We start from the raw sequence: 16,094 nt of genomic DNA on the forward strand, positions 1-16,094 counted from the left end.
GCCCGCACGGCCCGGCCGGGTCCGTCCCGTACGAGGTCATGAAAGAGAACAGATTCCTTCCCGCGCTGCTGGTCATCGCGCTGACCGGCGCCATCGTCGAGCTGGACATGTCCGTGCCCGGCTTTCCCGACATCGCCCGGGCGCTGCACGCGTCCGAGTCCACGGTCCAGTTGACCGTCACGTACAACTTCCTCGGGTACTGCCTGGGTGCCCTGGTCCACGGTCCGCTCTCGGACCGGTTCGGCCGGCGCGCCGTCATGCTCGCCGGGAACACGGTGATGCTGGTGGGGGCGCTGGGCTGTGCGGTCGCGCCCGGCATGGGGTTCCTGCTCGCGTCCCGGTTCGTGCAGGGCGTGGGCGCGAGCACCTCCGTGGTACTGGTGTTCGTCATCATCGCGGACGTCTACGACGGCCCCCGGATGCTGCGGATGTTCGGGCTCACCAACGCCGCCATGTCGGCGCTCATGACGGCGGCGCCCGCCCTCGGCGGGGTCGTGAACCGCGCCATCGGCTGGCGCGGTACCTACGCGGTCGTCTGCGGTATCACCCTGCTGGCGCTCGTCCTGCTGGCGCTGTTCCTGCCCGAGACCGGGAACGGACGCGGCAAGGCGGCCGGTGCGCGCGCGGTCGCCGCGGACTGTCGCCGGCTGCTGTCCAGCGGGGAGTTCCTGGCCGCGTCGCTGGTGCCGAGCCTGCTCTTCGCCGCCTACATGGTGTTCATCGCCGCCAGCGCGTTCCTCTACACGGACCGCTTCGGGCTGTCCACCCTGGGCTTCGCCGCCCACCTCCTGGTCGTGGTCGCCTCCTTCGCGGTCACCAGCCTGTGCGCCGGCAGGCTCACGGCCCTGCTCGGCGGTCCGGAGCGGACCGTCACCTGCGCGATCGCCGCGACCGTGACCGGGGCCGCCCTGTTTCTGCTGGCGGGTGACGGGCCGGTGGCCACGACCGGCTCGCTCGTCGTGTTCTGCGTCGGCTTCGCCACCGTCTACCCCGTGGTGTTCGGGCGGTCCCTCCAGGTTTTCCCCGAACTGCGCGGCGCGGCGTCCTCGCTGACCATGAGCGGCCGGGCGCTGCTCGTGACCCTGTTCACCGGGGCCGCGAGCGCCCTGTTCACCGGGGACCCCGTGGTCACCGCCGGGGTCATGGCGGCGGCCACCGCCACGGCCGCGCCGCTGGCCTTCGTCGGGACCCGCGGACGCCGTGCGGCCGGTACCGGTGAGCCCGGCGCGGTGAGCGGTCGCGGCCCCTCATGAGAAACGCGGCCCCTCATGAGAAAGCGGAGCGGTCCCAGCCGACGGTGAGCGCCTCGTCCGTCAGGCCGAGGTGCAGACGGAACGCGGCCCGGCCGCGCTCCGTCAGCCGGACGACACGAGAGCCCTCGGCGGGCACCAGCCAGGACCGGGCGAGCGCGTGGTGGAACACGCCCGCGGCCACGGCACCCGCCAGGTGCAGCCGCCGCTCGGTCCAGTCCACGCAGGTGCGCACATGCGGTGTCGTCTCCCCGGCGACGCCCAGGTCCGCCAGCCAGGCCGTGCCGGACGGGGTGAGGGACGGGCCGAACTCCCAGCCCAGGTAGCCCCGTTCGGTCATCGCGTCGGTCAGCGCCACGGACAGGGCGCCACCGAGGTGGTCGTAACAGACCCGGGCGAACGCCACGGCGCGGTGCCGGCGGGCGGCGGCCAGCGAACGCACCGGGACCGGCCGGCGCGGTGCCCGGGCCGCCAGGGCCTCGATCATCTCGGCGATGCCGGGGTCCGCCAGGCGCACATGGCGGTGCCGGCCCCGGCGCTCCTCGGTCAGCAGGCCGCCGGCCACCAGCCGGTTCAGGTGGCTGGTGGCCGTGGACGGCGCGACACCGGCCAGCCGCCCCAGCTCCGTCGCCGTCCAGGCGCGCCCGTCGAGCAGCGCGATGCAGAAGGAGGCGCGGGTCCGGTCGGCGAGCAGCGCGGCCAGGGAGGCGAGATCGGGCTCCTGGGCGTGGACGCCGGCGTACGCCTCGGGGGCGGCGTGGGCGTGGACGTGGGGGTCGGGCGCGGTGTGGGTCTCGGGGCTGGTCACCCCGCCATTCTCGGTCGACGACAGTTCGACGCCCGGCGAAACGTCGGGCGCCTAGCGTCTGCGGCATGACGAGCGACACCCACCGAGTGATCCGGCCGAGCATCCTCTACTTCGGCACCCCCGTGGTCCTGCTGAGCACCGACAACGGCGACGGCACGAGCAACCTGGCCCCCATCTCGTCCGCCTGGGCGCTGGGGCAGTACGTCGTCCTGGGCCTCGGCAGCGAGAGCCGGACCGTGCGCAACCTCGCCGAACGGCCTGAACTGGTGATCAATGTCGCCTCGCCGGAGCTGTGGGAGCGGGTGGAGCGGCTGGCCCCGCTCACCGGGGCCGATCCGGTGCCGGAGAGCAAGCGGGCGGTGTACCGGTACGAACCCGACAAGTTCGCCGCGGCCGGGCTCACCCCCGTCGGCTCCGACCTGGTGACGCCACCGCGGGTCGCCGAGTGCGGGCTTCAGCTGGAGGCGCGGGTGCGGGCGCTGACGCCCGGCGGCGGGGGCCTTTTCCGCAGCGTCGAGTGCGAGGTGCTGCGCGTCCATGCCGACGAACGCGTCGTCGTACCGGGCACGCATCACATCGATCCCGCGCTCTGGAGCCCGCTCGTCTACAACTTCCGGCACTACCACGGGCTCGGTCCGGAGCTGGGCCACGGCTTCCGCTCGGAAACCGCGACCGCGCGGCAGGTGGCCCGCGCCCATTAGCCACATGGCTATCTTGTCATAGCTATTTGTACGTACCTATAATGGAGGGCATGTCTGTCTCCAGCCTCCCCGTCCGGTCGGCGCCGCGTGCGCTGACCGACGGAGAGCTGGACGCCTTCGGCTCCGCCACGGGCGCCCGCAACGGGTCGCGAACGGGTCCGGTCAGCGCCTTCGCGCCGCCGGCCGAGCACACCATCGAACGCACACGACAAGAACAGGCACACCCATGCCCTCCCGTCCCCTGCCCGCCTCGGCCCCGCCCACGGCTCCCCCCGCACCCTCCGCGTCCCTGACGCCGTCCGGGGCCGGGGGCGCGCCCCGCGGCGTACGGAACAACCCGTGGCTGACGCTCACAGCCGTGGCCTTCGGGCTGTTCATGGTCGGACTCGACGGCTCCGTCGTCTCCATCGCCAACCCCGAGATCGGCCGCGATCTGCACGCCACCACCGCCGATCTCCAGTGGGTGACCAACTCCTACCTCCTCGCGCTCGCCGCGGCTCTCATCCTGGGCGGCAAGCTGGGCGACCGCTTCGGCCGGCGCACCTTCTACCTGATCGGCGTCGTGGGATTCACCCTCGCGTCCGTCGCCATCGGACTCGCCGGATCCATCGAGGGCGTCATCGCCTTCCGCGCCGTACAAGGCTTGTTCGGGGCCCTGCTGATGCCGAACACCCTCGCGCTCCTGCGTGCCGTGTTCCCGCCGCGGAAGTTCGGTATGGCGGTCGGCATCTGGGGCATGGTCTCCTCGGTGTCCACCGCTCTCGGCCCCATCGTCGGCGGTCTGCTCGTCCAGCACGTCAACTGGGAGTCGGTCTTCTACCTCAACGCCCCCATCGGGGTCGTCGCCCTGGTCTTCAGCGCTCTCGTGCTGCCGCAGAGCAGGAACACCGCTGCCGCGCGGGAGAAGTTCGACATCGCGGGTGTCGCCCTGCTCGGCCTCGGCCTGCTCGCCGTCGTCCTCGGCGTCGTCAAGGGCGAGACGTGGGGCTGGACTTCGGCCGGCACCCTGGGCGCCATCGCCGCGGGCCTGCTGATCCTGCTGGTCTTCGCCTGGTGCGAGACGCGTGTAGCGCACCCGCTGCTGCCCATGCGCCTGTTCCGCAACCCGGCCCTGGCGATCGGTACGGTCATCACCGCGCTGAACTTCTTCGTCCTGCTCGGTGTGATCTTCTTCGTCATGCTCTACCTGCAGAACGTCCGGGGTTTCTCCCCCGTCGAGGCGGGCGTGCGCACCCTGCCGCTGAGCCTGGCCTCGGTGATCGCCTCCCCGCTCGGCGCCAAGCTGACGGAGCGGTACGGGCCCCGGCTGACCATGCCGCTCGGCATGGTCCTCCAGGCCGCCGCGGCCTTCACCCTGCTCGCCTGGAGCGCCGACTCCTCGTACGCCATCATGTGGCCGCCCTTCATCGCCCTCGGCCTCGGGGTCGGCATGGTGATGTCCGCCTCCTCCGAGGCGATCGTCGGCAACGCCCCGGTCCGCGACGGCGGGGTGGCGGGCGGCCTCCAGGCCACCGCGCTCCAGGTCGGCGGCGCGCTGGGCACCTCCGTGCTCATCTCGCTCATCAGCGGCCGGGTCGGCTCCACGCTCACCGGCGCCCTCACCGATTCGGGCGTTCCGGCGCCCCTGGCCCACGGGCTGCGCGAGGCCGAGGACGCCGTGGCCATGGGGGTGGCGCCGGTCTCCGGCGACATGCCGGCCCAGGTGGCGCACGCGGTCGTCGAGGGCAGCCACACCGCGTTCATGGCGGGTGTGCACACCGCCGCCCTGGTCACCGGCGTACTGACCGTCCTCGGTGCCGTACTCGCGGTGGTCGGGGTGCGCGGTCGGTCCGCCGCGGGGGAGGGGACGGCGGCCACCGGGGACTGAACGGCCACATCCGGCCGGAACCCCGCGGTTCCGGCCGGACACCCGGCACCGAGGGGCCGCCGACTGCTTCGGGACACCGAAAGCCGCTCGGCTCCGACTCCCTTTCACGGCCTCCGCGTCGACTCCCGTCCGAACATCGCCGGTCCCTCGACCGGGTGGATTCCGCCGGACACCACCGGGAAGCCCCACCCGGCGGCGACCCGGCCGCGATCATGCGGCGGTGACTGCCGAACACCACCGACCCGCCCGCCCCCGCCGGCTCCCGCTGCTGGCCGGCCTCGGCGCGCTGGGCCTGCTGCCGCTGCTGTCCGCGCTGCCCGCCTCCGCCCAGCCCGCCGAGGCCGGCCTCACCGGGGCCCGCACCGCCGCCCGCACCGCTCCCGCCGACCTCCTGACGCCGCCCCGGCCGCTGACCGCCACCGAAATCCGCACCGACGTCCATCTGCGCACGATCCGCGACAATCCGCGGGCGCTGCGCGAATTCTTCGAGCGTCTGCCCAAGGGCGGCGAGCTGCACAACCACCTCTCCGGCGCGGTCCGCACCGAGTACCTGATCCGGCTGGCCGCCGAGGACGGCCTGTGCATCGACACCGCGACGACGACCGCCGTGCCGCCGCCCTGCGGTCCGGGCACCCGGCCCGCCGCGGACGCCCGTACGGACCGGGCCTTCCACGACACGATTCTGCGCGCCTGGTCCATGCAGGACTTCCCGCCGGGCGGCAATGGCCACGACCACTTCTTCGCCACCTTCGGCAAGTTCGGCGAGGTGACCTGGCGGCACCCGGGCAAACTGCTCGCCCAGGTCGCCGATGACGTGGCCGGCCACAACCAGTTCTACCTGGAGACCATGGCCACCCCCGCCTCCGAGGGCGCCAAGCGGCTCGCCGCCGAGGTGGGCTGGAGCGACGACCTGGCGGCGCTGCACCGTGCACTGACCGCGGGCGGCAGGCTGGACCGGCTGGTCTCCGAGGCCCGCGAGGAGGCCGACACCGCCCACGCCGAGTTCCGCGCCGAGGCCCGCTGCGACACCGACCGCCCCCGGCCCGCCTGCGCCCTGCCCGTGCGCTGGATCTCCCAGGTCTCCCGGGGCAGCACCCCCGAGCGGGTCTTCGTGCAGATGGCGCTCGGGATGCGGCTGGCCGAACGCGACCCGCGGTTCGTCGCCGTGAACCTCGTCCAGCCGGAGGACGGGGAGAGCGCGCTGCGCCACTACCGGCTGCAGATGCGCATGCTGGCCTTCCTGCGCGATGTCTATCCGGGCGCCCATGTCACCCTGCACGCGGGCGAGTTGTGGCCCGGGCTGGTGAAGCCGGAGGACCTGGCGTTCCACATCGCGGAGGCCGTCACCGTGGCCGGCGCCGAGCGCATCGGCCATGGCGTCGACCTGCGCCACGAGGACGACTGGCAGCGCACCGCCCGCACCATGGCGGCCCGGGAGATCGCGGTGGAGGTGCCGTTCACCAGCAACGCGCAGATCCTCGGCGTCAAGGGCGCCGACCATCCCTTCGAGACCTACCGGGCCTACGGCGTCCCGGTGGTGCTGGCCACCGACGACCCCGGTGTCTCCCGGATCGACATCAGCCACGAGTACCGGTACGCCGCCGAGACCTACGGCCTGTCCTACCCCGAGGTGAAGGACCTGGCCCGGGCCTCCCTGGAGTACGCCTTCCTGCCCGGTGACAGCCTGTGGCGCGGCAACCCCACGGCGCAGGGCTACCGCACCGTCGTCGCCTGCCGCACCGACCGGCCCGGCACCCGCACGCCGAGCCCGGCCTGCCGCGAACTGCTGGAGGCCAGCCCCAAGGCGGCCGTCCAGTGGCGCCAGGAAGCGGCGTTCACCGCCTTCGAGTCCGCCTTCACCGTGCCGTCCCGGGCCTCCGAGGGGCGACAGGACTCCGGCCTTCGGCGCTAGCCCATCGGCGAAGAGGGTGCGCGGCGGAACCTTCCGCTTCCGCCGCGCACCCTTTTGCGCTATTTCGTCGCCCCCTGCGCGAAGCCGTTGTAGATGTAGCGCTGGAGGAAGAGGAAGACCAGCAGGGTGGGCAGGATGACGAGGATCGCTCCCGCCGAGATGTTCTCCCAGTGCGCCCCGAAGGGCCCCTTGAAGCGGAACAGCGCGGTGGAGATCGTGCCGAGGTCTTCCGAGGGCATGTACAGGAACGGGATGTAGAAGTCGTTGTACGTGGTGATGCCCTTGATGATGACCACCGTGGCGATCGCCGGCTTCAGCATCGGGAAGATGATCTTGCGGTAGATGGTGAAGGCGTTCGCCCCGTCCAGCCGCGCGGCCTCGTCCAGCGAGACCGGGATGGACCGGATGAACTGGAGGAAGATGTAGATCGACACGATGTCCGTGCCCATGTAGAGCAGGATCGGCGCCCAGCGAGTGTCGAACAGGCCGAAGCTGTTGACCACCTGGAAGGTCGCCACCTGCGTGGTCACCCCGGGCACCAGCGTGGCGATCAGGAACAGGGCCATCACCAGCTTCTTGAACCGGAAGTCGAAGCGGTCGACGGCGTACGCCGTCATCGAGCCGATGACGACCGTGCCGGTGATGGAGAACAGCAGGATGAACGCCGTGTTCCCGAAGGCCGTGAGCATATGGCCGTCGGTGAAGGCGGTCGCGTAGTTGGAGAAGTTCAGCCAGTCGTCCGGCAGGCTCAGCGCACCGCCGCCGTCGGCGACCTCCCGGGACGTCTTCAGCGAGGTGAGGAACACGACGACGAGCGGGATCAGCACGACGAGGGACGCGACGACGAGCGACACATAGGTCAGCGTGGTGGCGATGCCGAAGGACCGGCGCCGCGGTCGTCCGGGGACGGTGAGGGTCATACGAGGTCCACCTTCTCGTCGGGCACCAGGCGGCGCTGGATCCAGGTGATCAGCAGGATGATCAGCAGCAGCACCACCGCGCAGGCCGAGGCCAGGCCCGTCTTGTTGAACTGGAACGCGAGCTTCACCGTCTGGATCACGAACGTCGAGGTCTCGGTCGCCCCGCCGGTCATGATGTACGGGATCTCGAAGACCGACAGCGAGCCGGAGATCGCCAGGATGACGCTCAGGCTGAGCACCGGCCGGATGCTCGGCGCGATGATGTGCCGGAACTGCTGCCGGCGGGTGGCCCCGTCCAGCTGCGCCGCCTCGTACAGCTCGCCGGGGACGGACTGGATCGCGCCGAGGAACAGCACGAAGTTCAGCCCGGTGAAGCGCCACACGGAGACCCCGGCCAGCGAGGTGTTGGCCGACTCCGGGTCGCCCAGCCAGGCGTGGCCGCCACCCATGCCCAGGAACGACAGGATCGAGTCGAGAGTGCCGCCGTCCTGGAAGAAGTACAGGAAGACGAACCCGATCGCGACTCCGTTGATCAGGTAGGGGAAGAACAGGATGCCCTTGAAGAGGTTCCTGAACCGCAGGTCGAAGCTGAGCACGGTGGCGAACCAGAGCGCGATGGCGATCTGGACGACGGACGCCGCCAGGTAGTAGACGCTGACCGCGAACACCCGGAACAGCTCGGGGCGGGTGAACAGCTGGACGTAGTTGTCCGCGCCGACGTGGTCACGTTCGGGGCTGACGCCGTCCCAGTCGGTGAAGCTGTAGTAGATCATGTTGCCCACCGGCACATAGGTGAACGTGACCAGCAGGGCGAGCGGGACCAGCAGGAACAGCCAGGGCGTGACCCGGCGCAGGGGGTGGTCACGCCAGGTGCGCGGCCGGGCGGCGGAGCGCCGGGCGCGGCGGCCGCCCGGGTCCGGTGCGGCGGCCGGGGCGGGCGGTGGGGCCGCGGGGGAGGTGGTGGTACGGGTCATTGCGGGCCAGAGCCTTTCGTCGTCCTCACGGGGCGCCGGCACGGCTGCTCCCCGCCCCCGGGACCGGGAGCAGCCGTGCGCCGGTCAGGAGCCGGCGGTACGGGCGGCCTCGGCCCAGCGCCGGTCGAGGTCGTCGAAGTAGTCCTGGAGCGAGCCGTCCTGGGCGCCGCGGGCGATGTCGACCAGCTTCTGCCGGTAGTCCTGCTTGCTCAGGCCGATCTCGGAGGCGTTGTCGATCGCGTTGACCTCCGCGGTCTTCGCCTCGGACCGTTCGACCAGCTTGACATCGTTGTCAACGTAGTCTTCGAGCGTGCTCGGCAGGGGTTCGGACTTCAGGGCGGAGACGGCGCCCTCCCGCGCGGAGTAGCCGGACTTCTCGGTGAACCAGTCGATCCAGGCGCGCGCGGCGGGCTTGTGGTCGGAGTGGATGTTCACGGCCATCTGGTAGTCGGACACCAGCGTGGCGCAGAACTGGCCGTCCGACTGGTGCGGGAAGGGCATGAACCCGATGTCGTCGGGGTTCTCGCCGGCCTTCCGTGCGGCGTCCCGCATCTGCGTGATGGCCCACGAGCCGAGCAGCATGCTGCCGATCTCCCCCTTGGCCAGCAGCGTCTTGGACGCCTCCCAGTTGGTGGTGGCCGGGTCCTTCTCGGCCAGCTTCTCGTGGACGATGTCGTGCAGCAGTGTGTCGATCACATGGAGGTCCGAGCCCTTCTCCCAGGGCTTCTCCGTCGCGGCGAGCTTGTCGGAGGCCTGGCTGTCGCAGCTGACCGAGCCGATGCTGTTGGTCCACGGACTGCTGAGCGGCCAGCCGTCCTTGAAGTTGGTGTAGTAGGGAGTGGCCCCCGTTCTCTCCTTGACCGTCGTCAGATCGTCCAGGAACTCCTGGGGGCTGGTGGGCCAGTCGGCGATCCCGGCCTTCTCCCACAGCGCCTTGTTGTAGACGAAGCCGTTGGCCGTGCCGAAGGTGGCGATGCCGTAGGTCCTGCCGTCGACGTCCGTCTTGTCGGTGAAGCGGTAGGTGTCCTTCATGGTCGGGGTGGCGCCCAGAGGTGCGAAGAACTTCGGGTAGTCGCCCTTGGCGATCGCCGAGGGGATCAGCAGGACGTCGCCGTAGTTCTCGGTGTTCATCCGGATCTTCACCTCCCCCTCGTAGTCGGTGATGGCCTCGAACTCGACCTTCACCTCGGGGTAGGTCCTGTTGAACCGCTCCGCGTACTTCTTCATCGTGCCGTTCTGCACGAGGTCCGTCCGGTTGGTCAGGACCGTGATGGTGCCCGAGACGCCGCCCGGGTTCAGCGGTGCGACCGCGGTCTCGTTCGCGTTCGGGGTCCCTCCGCCGCTGCACCCCACGACGGTCAGCATCGTGGTGGCCAGCAGAGCGGCGCTCAGGGTCTTCCTCCCCATGTGCCCAACTCCTTCCAAGGGTTACGGCTCGGGCTCCGGTGGTTGACGGCACTATGTCAGCCGGTTGTGAACCGGTAAAGCTTCGAGGATCAGCGAGATGCCCAATCGTTACCTGACGTTTCGAGCGGATCATGAGATTCCGCGCTGCGGCCTGGGATTTTCGTCTTCTTCCCGCCGCGAGAGGGGGACTAGACCGGTTCATCTCCCCGCGTTAGGTTGAAGCGCATCGCACACGAACCAGGCCCGTCCTGCCAAGAGGAGCCGCACATGAAGGAAGTCGTTCCGCTCGCCGAGGGCTGGAGCCTCCACCACAACGGGACCCCGCTGCCCGCCACGGTCCCCGGCTGCGTGCACACCGACCTGCTCGCCGCCGACGAGATCCCCGACCCGTACACCGGCCTGAACGAGCGGGAAGTGCAGTGGGTTGGCCGCCGGGCCTGGACCTACGGCCGCGACCTCGCCGCCGCCGACACCGCCACGGCCTCCCACGAGCGCACCGACCTCGTCTTCGAGGGCCTCGACACGGTCGCGACGATCACCCTGGACGGGCGGGAACTGGGCCGCACCCGCAATATGCACCGTCGCTACCGCTTCGACGTCACCGGCTGCCACGGACGGCTGCACGTCGAGTTCGCCTCCGCCTACGACGAGGCCGACTTCGTCCGCGTACTGACCGGCGAGCGGCCCAACGTCTATCCGCAACCCTTCCAGTACATCCGCAAGATGGCCTGCAACTTCGGCTGGGACTGGGGCCCCACCCTGGTCACCGCCGGCATCTGGCGCCCGGTCCGGCTGGAGCGGTGGTCCACGGCCCGGCTCGCCGGGGTGCGCCCCCTGGTGACGGTCGCCGACGGCACCGGCCGCGTCGAGATCCACATCGATGTCGAGCGCACGGAGCCCGGCACCGGCCGCCCGCTCACGGTGCACGCCGCGGTGGGCGGCGTAGAGCGGCGGGCGGCGGTGGACGGAACCCGGGCCGTCGTGACACTGGACGTGCCGGACGTCTCCCTGTGGTGGCCGCGCGGATACGGCCAACAGCCGCTGTACGACCTGGAGGTGACCCTCGCCGAGGACGGTCGCGAGGAACGCCCGCTGGACTCCTGGCACCGGCGGATCGGCTTCCGCACCGTCGAGCTGGACCGTTCTCCCGACGCCCACGGCACGGGCTTCACCCTCGTCGTCAACGGCGTACGCGTCTTCGCCCGCGGCGTCAACTGGATCCCCGACGACGCCTTCCCGTCCCGCGTCACCCCCGGCCGCTACCGCACCCGCCTCACCCAGGCCGCCGAGGCGGGCGTCGACCTGGTGCGGATCTGGGGCGGCGGCATCTACGAGGACGACACGTTCTACGACGTGTGCGACGAACTCGGCCTCATGGTGTGGCAGGACTTCCTCTTCGCCTGCGCCGCCTACCCCGAGGAGCAGCCGCTGCGCTCCGAGGTCGAGGCCGAGGCCAGGGACAACGTCGTCCGGCTGATGCCGCACCCCTCCCTGGTCCTCTGGAACGGCAACAACGAGAACCTGTGGGGCTTCCGGGACTGGGACTGGGAGCCCGCCCTCCAGGGCCACTCCTGGGGCGGCGGCTACTACCTCGACCTGCTGCCCCGCGTCGTCGCCGAACTCGACCCCACCCGCCCCTACAGCGCCGGCAGCCCCTGGTCCGGCTCCTGGGAGCGGCACCCCAACGACCCGGCGCACGGCACCCACCACTCCTGGGAGGTGTGGAACCGGCGCGACTACGCCGAGTACCGCCACTCCGTTCCCCGGTTCGTCGCCGAGTTCGGCTGGCAGGCGCCTCCCGCCCACGCCACGCTGCGCCGCGCGCTGCCCGGCGAGGACCTCGCCCCCGACTCGGCGGGCATGCTCCACCACCAGAAGGCCGAGGACGGCAACGGCAAGCTGAACCGCGGCATCACCCGCCACTTCGACCTGCCCGAGGGCGACTTCGACCAGTGGCACTACCTCGCCCAGGTCGTCCAGGCCCGCGCGGTGGCCGCCGGCATCGAGCACTGGCGCTCGCACTGGCCCGTCTGCGCGGGCACCGTCGTCTGGCAGCTCAACGACTGCTGGCCGGTCAGCTCCTGGGCGGCGATCGACGGCGACGGCCGGACCAAGCCGCTCTACCACGAACTGCGCCGCGTGTACGCCGACCGCCTCCTCACCCTCCAGCCGGGCCCCGACGGCCCCGTCCTCGCCGTGATCAACCAGAGCGCCGACCCCTGGCGCACGACCGTGACCCTGCGCCGCCTGCGCGCGGACGGCACGGTGGCGGGCGAGACGCCGATCGAGGTGGCCGCCGGCGCCCGGGAGGTGGCCCGGCACGCCGTACCGCGCGACCTGGTGCCGGACGAACGGTCGGGAAAGGAATTCCTCGTCGCGGACGCACGAGGGTCCCGGAGCGGGGATGACCTGCGCGCACTCCACTTCCCCGTCCGCGACAAGGAGTTCGCCTACCCCGCCCCGCGCTACGAGGTCGCCGTCACGGCCGTCGAGGGCAGCGATGGTGCCGAGGTCGTGGTGACAGCGCACACCCTCGTACGAGACCTTCTGCTCCAGGCCGACCGGCTCGGCGCGGACGCCGTCTGCGACACCGGTCTGCGCACCCTCCTCCCCGGAGAAAGCGCCCGGTTCCGGGTGCGCGGCGCCCGCGGGGTCACCGCCGACGCGGTGCGCGCCGCCCTGTTCTGCGTGGCCCGGAGATGAGCGCACCCACCGAGCGCGTCACCATCAGGGACGTGGCCGCCGCCGCGGGCGTCTCCAAGGGCGCGGTGTCGCTGGCGTTCAACCACAAGCCGGGCGTCTCCGAGGCCACCCGCGAGCGCATCTTCGCCGTGGCCCGGGAACTGGGCTGGGCGCCGAACTCCTCGGCGCGCAGCCTGTCCCGGCAGTCGGTGGACGCCATCGGACTGGCCATCTGCCGGCCCGCGCGGCTGCTCGGCCTGGAGCCGTTCTACATGGAGTTCGTCTCCGGGATCGAGAGCGTGCTCGCCGAGCGGTCCTGCTCGCTGCTGCTCCGGCTGGTGGGCAGCCTGGAGGAGGAGATCCACCTCCAGCAGCGGTGGTGGCGGGAGCGTCAGGTGGGCGGCTCGGTCCTGGTCGACTTCCACCAGGACGATCCGCGCCTCGCCCCGCTCGGTGGGATCGGGCTGCCCGCCGTGGCGGTCGGCCACCCCTCCCTCACCGGAGGGCTTCCGTCGGTGTGGACCGACGACGCCACGGCCGTCGCCGAGGCGGTGCGCTACCTGGTGGCCCTCGGCCACCGGCGCATCGCCCGGGTGGGCGGACCGGCGGGCCTCGGCCACAGCGCCATCCGCGCGGCGGCCTTCGAGCGGACGATGGCGGACCTGGGGCTCGACGGCGGACTGCACCTGGAGACCGGCTTCTCGGGCGAGGAGGGCGCCCGCGCCACGCGGTCGCTGCTGCTGGCTCCCGGGCGGCCGACGGCGATCGTCTACGACAACGACATCATGGCGGTCGCCGGGCTGGGCGTCGCCGCCGAGATGGGCGTCACCGTGCCGGACGAACTGTCGCTGCTGGCCTGGGACGACTCCCAGCTGTGCCGGCTGACCCATCCCACGCTGTCGGCGATGAGCCATGACGTGCACGGGTTCGGCGCCCAGGTGGCGCGGATGCTGTTCGACGTGATCGCGGGGCAGGACGTGCCGTCCCGGCCCGTGGCGACACCGTCCCTGGTGCCGCGTGCCTCGACCGCGCCGCCCCCGCAGGCGGGCTGACGAAGGCGAGCGAAGGGGCGCGGCCGTGCGCCGCGCCCCTTCGTGTGCGTCCGGTCAGGAGCCGGCGCAAGCCCTGCCGTTGAGGGTGAACGCGGCGGGGACGCCGTTGCCGCCGGCCGAGGAGCCGCTGAGGCCGAAGCTCACCGAGCCGCCCGCCGGGATCGTCCGGGTCCACGACTCGTGCGCGGCGCGCACGGTGCTGCCCTCCTGGGTCGCCCTGGCGTTCCAGACGGAGGTGATCCGCTGCGTGCCGGGGAAGGCGAAGGTCAGCTCCCAGCCGTCGACGGCCTGGGCGGAGCGGTTGCGGATGACGACCTCGGCGTTGAACGAACTGCCCCAGTCGCTCAGCCGGTACTCCACCGCGCAGGCCGCCGTCCCGGTGCCGGGAGCGGTGGTGGCGGAGAGCGTGGCGGAGCGCGGCGAGCGGTTCCCCGCCGCGTCCCGGGCGTAGACGGCGAAGGTGTACGTGGTGTTCGCGGCGAGTCCCGTCACGGTGGCCGTGGTGGTGGCCGAGGTGGCCGCGGCGGTCTCCCGGCCGCTGTCGACACGGACCACGTCGTAGCCGGTCACCGCGGTGTCGTCGGTGGCGGCCGGCCAGCTCAGCCGAAGGCCGGAGGCCGTGATGTCCGAGGCGGTCGGGGTGCCGGGCGCGGTCGGCGCGGTGGTGTCGCCGCCGGTGCCGCCGGAGAAGACGCTCGCCTCCCTGGCGGTGGCCTTGATGCCGTTGGCCCCGTCGAAGAGACGCTGTCCCCAGGCGCTGGGACGGGAGGCGTCGAAGCCGTGGACGAGGTCGAGGTACTCGACGCCGCCGCCGTTGCCGCTCCAGGACCAGCCGAGATAGCCGAGGCCCAGGGACCGGGTGGTGGCCATGATGGCGTCCTCGTCCGGGTCGCCGTCGGAGTGCATGTCGCCGAACTCACCGACGACGAGGGGGAGTTTCGCGCTCACGAACCGGTTGAGGTAGGCGCTCACCTCCGCCGCCGTGTCATAGACGCCGTACATGTGGATGTCGAAGACGGTGTTGCGGTCCGGGTCGGCGGCGAAGACGCCGGCCGCGTTGTCGCGCATGGTGAAGGACCAGTCCTGGCCCCAGTTGGGGGCGTCGACCATGAGGGTGTGGTCGAGGCCTCCGGCGCGCAGCCGGCCGATGGCGGTCTTGGTGTCGCCGGTCCACGAGGTGTGGTTGGTGTTGCCGTACGGCTCGTTGCCGATGTTGACGATGACGTACTTCTCCTGGCCCACGAGGGCGTCCCTGACGCCCAGCCAGTAGTCCACGGCCTTGGCCAGTGGCGCGGCGGCGCCGGCCTCCCCGTAGCCCGTGGTGTCGTGCGCCTCCAGGACACAGACCAGGCGGTTCTCCTTGCACTCGGCGACGACGTGGGCGACGTCGGCGGTGTCGTTGCGGGTCCACTGGTCGCCCGTGCTGAGCACCACGCGGACGGTGTTGGCGCCCTTGGCCTTGATGTCCTTCAGCGCCTGGTCGGTGCGGGCGGGGTACCAGGTGTGCGCGTGGTTGACGCCGCGCATCACGAAGTCCTTGCCGTTCGCGTCCAGCAGGCGGCCGTCACGGACGTGGAACCCGGCGGGGTCCGCGGCCTGGGCGGTCGGTGCGACGGCGAGCAGTGAGGCGCAGACGGCGAGGATCGTACCCGTGGCCGCGGCCAGCTTTCTCGTTCTCATGGATGCTCCGGCTCTCATGGCATGGTGAGTGACCCGTACATGACAGGACGACCATGCCGGTGTCCCTGTGTGACGTGCGGTGCGTACGCGCGCAGCCGGCAGGGCGTCGAGGGAAGACGGAGGGCGTCTCTCGTCCGCGCGTTACCCGGGGAAACGACGACGTGTCACGCCGGTTCGGTAATTCCCGCTCTGTGGCATTCCCGAGAGTATGGATGCCCCGGGGCGAACACAATGCCTCTGACAGAACCGGTTAAGTAGTGGCGGGCTGGTCAGCGGGACGTATCCGGACAACGTTGTCGCGACCGATGGACTCTCATCCGCAGCTCCGCCTTCGGCCCCGCGGACGGCGCCGACCGACCCGGCAGCCGGGCCGGCGCGTGCCGCGAGCCGCAGGCGTACGGCTTGATGATCGGCCGCAGTGGATCCACGGGAGGACGCCAACGGGCTCCGAATGGATCCCGGGGTGTGTTAGCGCCTGTTGTTAAACCGGTATAGCTCGGTTCAGTGCACGGCGTCGACGGGTTTTCGCCGGGTGGAACTCCCGACGCCCGGTCGGCTGGCGGTCCGCCGACGGTCCGCGGTCGAAGATTGTTACGCTGTGTAATGTTCCCACCATGCTTCGGCCGGGCCGCGGAGGAGGGGGCGGGTGGTGGTGAACGGCCCGGCGAACGGTTGCGCACTCATGAGGGTGAAAGCCGGGGCGGGGAAAGGCGGACCGTCGCGCTGCCCACTGTAGACCGCTTCTGACCAGCTCTGATCGCTCTCTTTCGGTTGACGCACGGCGAGACGAGGGGGTTATCGGTCTGCCGTACGAGGCCTCATACCAGAGCGGGACGCTCCG

General features: G+C 71.3%; 11 protein-coding genes. 6 read left to right on the forward strand and 5 right to left on the reverse strand.

Annotation, left to right across the window (positions count from 1 at the left end; genetic code table 11):
- The first annotated feature begins 38 nt into the window (after window positions 1-38).
- Window positions 39-1,253: an MFS transporter gene (locus VE614_RS29720; protein ID WP_324944031.1), complete on the forward strand. Its 1,215-nt coding sequence runs from the start codon at window positions 39-41 to the stop codon at window positions 1,251-1,253.
- Window positions 1,254-1,266: 13 nt separating this feature from the next.
- Here the strand turns inward: VE614_RS29720 and VE614_RS29725 are convergent, their stop codons facing one another.
- Window positions 1,267-1,953 carry a winged helix-turn-helix domain-containing protein gene (locus VE614_RS29725; protein WP_324944332.1) on the reverse strand — a complete coding sequence of 229 codons (687 nt, stop codon included), beginning with the start codon at window positions 1,951-1,953 and terminating at the stop codon, window positions 1,267-1,269.
- 170 nt (window positions 1,954-2,123) lie between these two features.
- Between VE614_RS29725 and VE614_RS29730 the strand changes: the two genes are divergently transcribed.
- The 3 genes from VE614_RS29730 to VE614_RS29740 all read left to right on the forward strand — a co-directional run bounded on the left by VE614_RS29730 (window position 2,124) and on the right by VE614_RS29740 (window position 6,538).
- A complete protein-coding gene (locus VE614_RS29730) occupies window positions 2,124-2,759 on the forward strand; it encodes a flavin reductase family protein (protein WP_324944033.1) in 636 nt (211 codons plus the stop codon).
- Window positions 2,760-2,985: 226 nt separating this feature from the next.
- On the forward strand, window positions 2,986-4,626 hold the full coding sequence (locus tag VE614_RS29735; RefSeq protein WP_324944036.1) for an MFS transporter: 1,641 nt from the start codon (window positions 2,986-2,988) through the stop codon (window positions 4,624-4,626).
- Between the two features lie 220 nt (window positions 4,627-4,846).
- Complete coding sequence (locus tag VE614_RS29740) at window positions 4,847-6,538, forward strand: adenosine deaminase (protein ID WP_324944038.1); 1,692 nt, start codon at window positions 4,847-4,849, stop codon at window positions 6,536-6,538.
- Between the two features lie 59 nt (window positions 6,539-6,597).
- Here VE614_RS29740 and VE614_RS29745 read toward each other — a convergent pair whose 3' ends face one another.
- The 3 genes from VE614_RS29745 to VE614_RS29755 all read right to left on the reverse strand — a co-directional run bounded on the left by VE614_RS29745 (window position 6,598) and on the right by VE614_RS29755 (window position 9,839).
- A complete protein-coding gene (locus VE614_RS29745; protein ID WP_324944041.1) occupies window positions 6,598-7,458 on the reverse strand; it encodes a carbohydrate ABC transporter permease in 861 nt (286 codons plus the stop codon).
- Window positions 7,455-8,432, reverse strand: a complete 978-nt coding sequence (locus tag VE614_RS29750; protein WP_324944044.1) for a sugar ABC transporter permease — start codon at window positions 8,430-8,432, stop codon at window positions 7,455-7,457. Before VE614_RS29750 ends, VE614_RS29745 begins: the two co-directional genes overlap by 4 nt.
- 84 nt (window positions 8,433-8,516) lie before the next feature.
- The gene (locus VE614_RS29755) at window positions 8,517-9,839 is read right to left on the reverse strand and encodes an ABC transporter substrate-binding protein (protein ID WP_324944047.1); all 1,323 of its coding nucleotides are present in this window, start codon (window positions 9,837-9,839) and stop codon (window positions 8,517-8,519) included.
- Window positions 9,840-10,106: 267 nt separating this feature from the next.
- Between VE614_RS29755 and VE614_RS29760 the strand changes: the two genes are divergently transcribed.
- Entirely contained in the window at window positions 10,107-12,542 is a 2,436-nt protein-coding gene (locus tag VE614_RS29760; RefSeq protein ID WP_324944050.1) for a glycoside hydrolase family 2 protein, read from the forward strand.
- Window positions 12,539-13,573 (forward strand): LacI family DNA-binding transcriptional regulator, encoded by a 1,035-nt coding sequence (locus VE614_RS29765; protein WP_324944053.1) that lies wholly within the window; start codon window positions 12,539-12,541, stop codon window positions 13,571-13,573. The genes VE614_RS29760 and VE614_RS29765 overlap by 4 nt, the downstream gene beginning before the upstream one ends.
- Window positions 13,574-13,627: 54 nt before the next feature.
- On the opposite strand, the gene VE614_RS29770 is transcribed toward VE614_RS29765, so the two are convergent.
- The gene (locus VE614_RS29770; RefSeq protein ID WP_324944056.1) at window positions 13,628-15,253 is read right to left on the reverse strand and encodes a cellulase family glycosylhydrolase; all 1,626 of its coding nucleotides are present in this window, start codon (window positions 15,251-15,253) and stop codon (window positions 13,628-13,630) included.
- Window positions 15,254-16,094: the final 841 nt, after the last annotated feature.

The organism is Streptomyces sp., assembly GCF_035645055.1.
Lineage (GTDB): Bacteria > Actinomycetota > Actinomycetes > Streptomycetales > Streptomycetaceae > Streptomyces.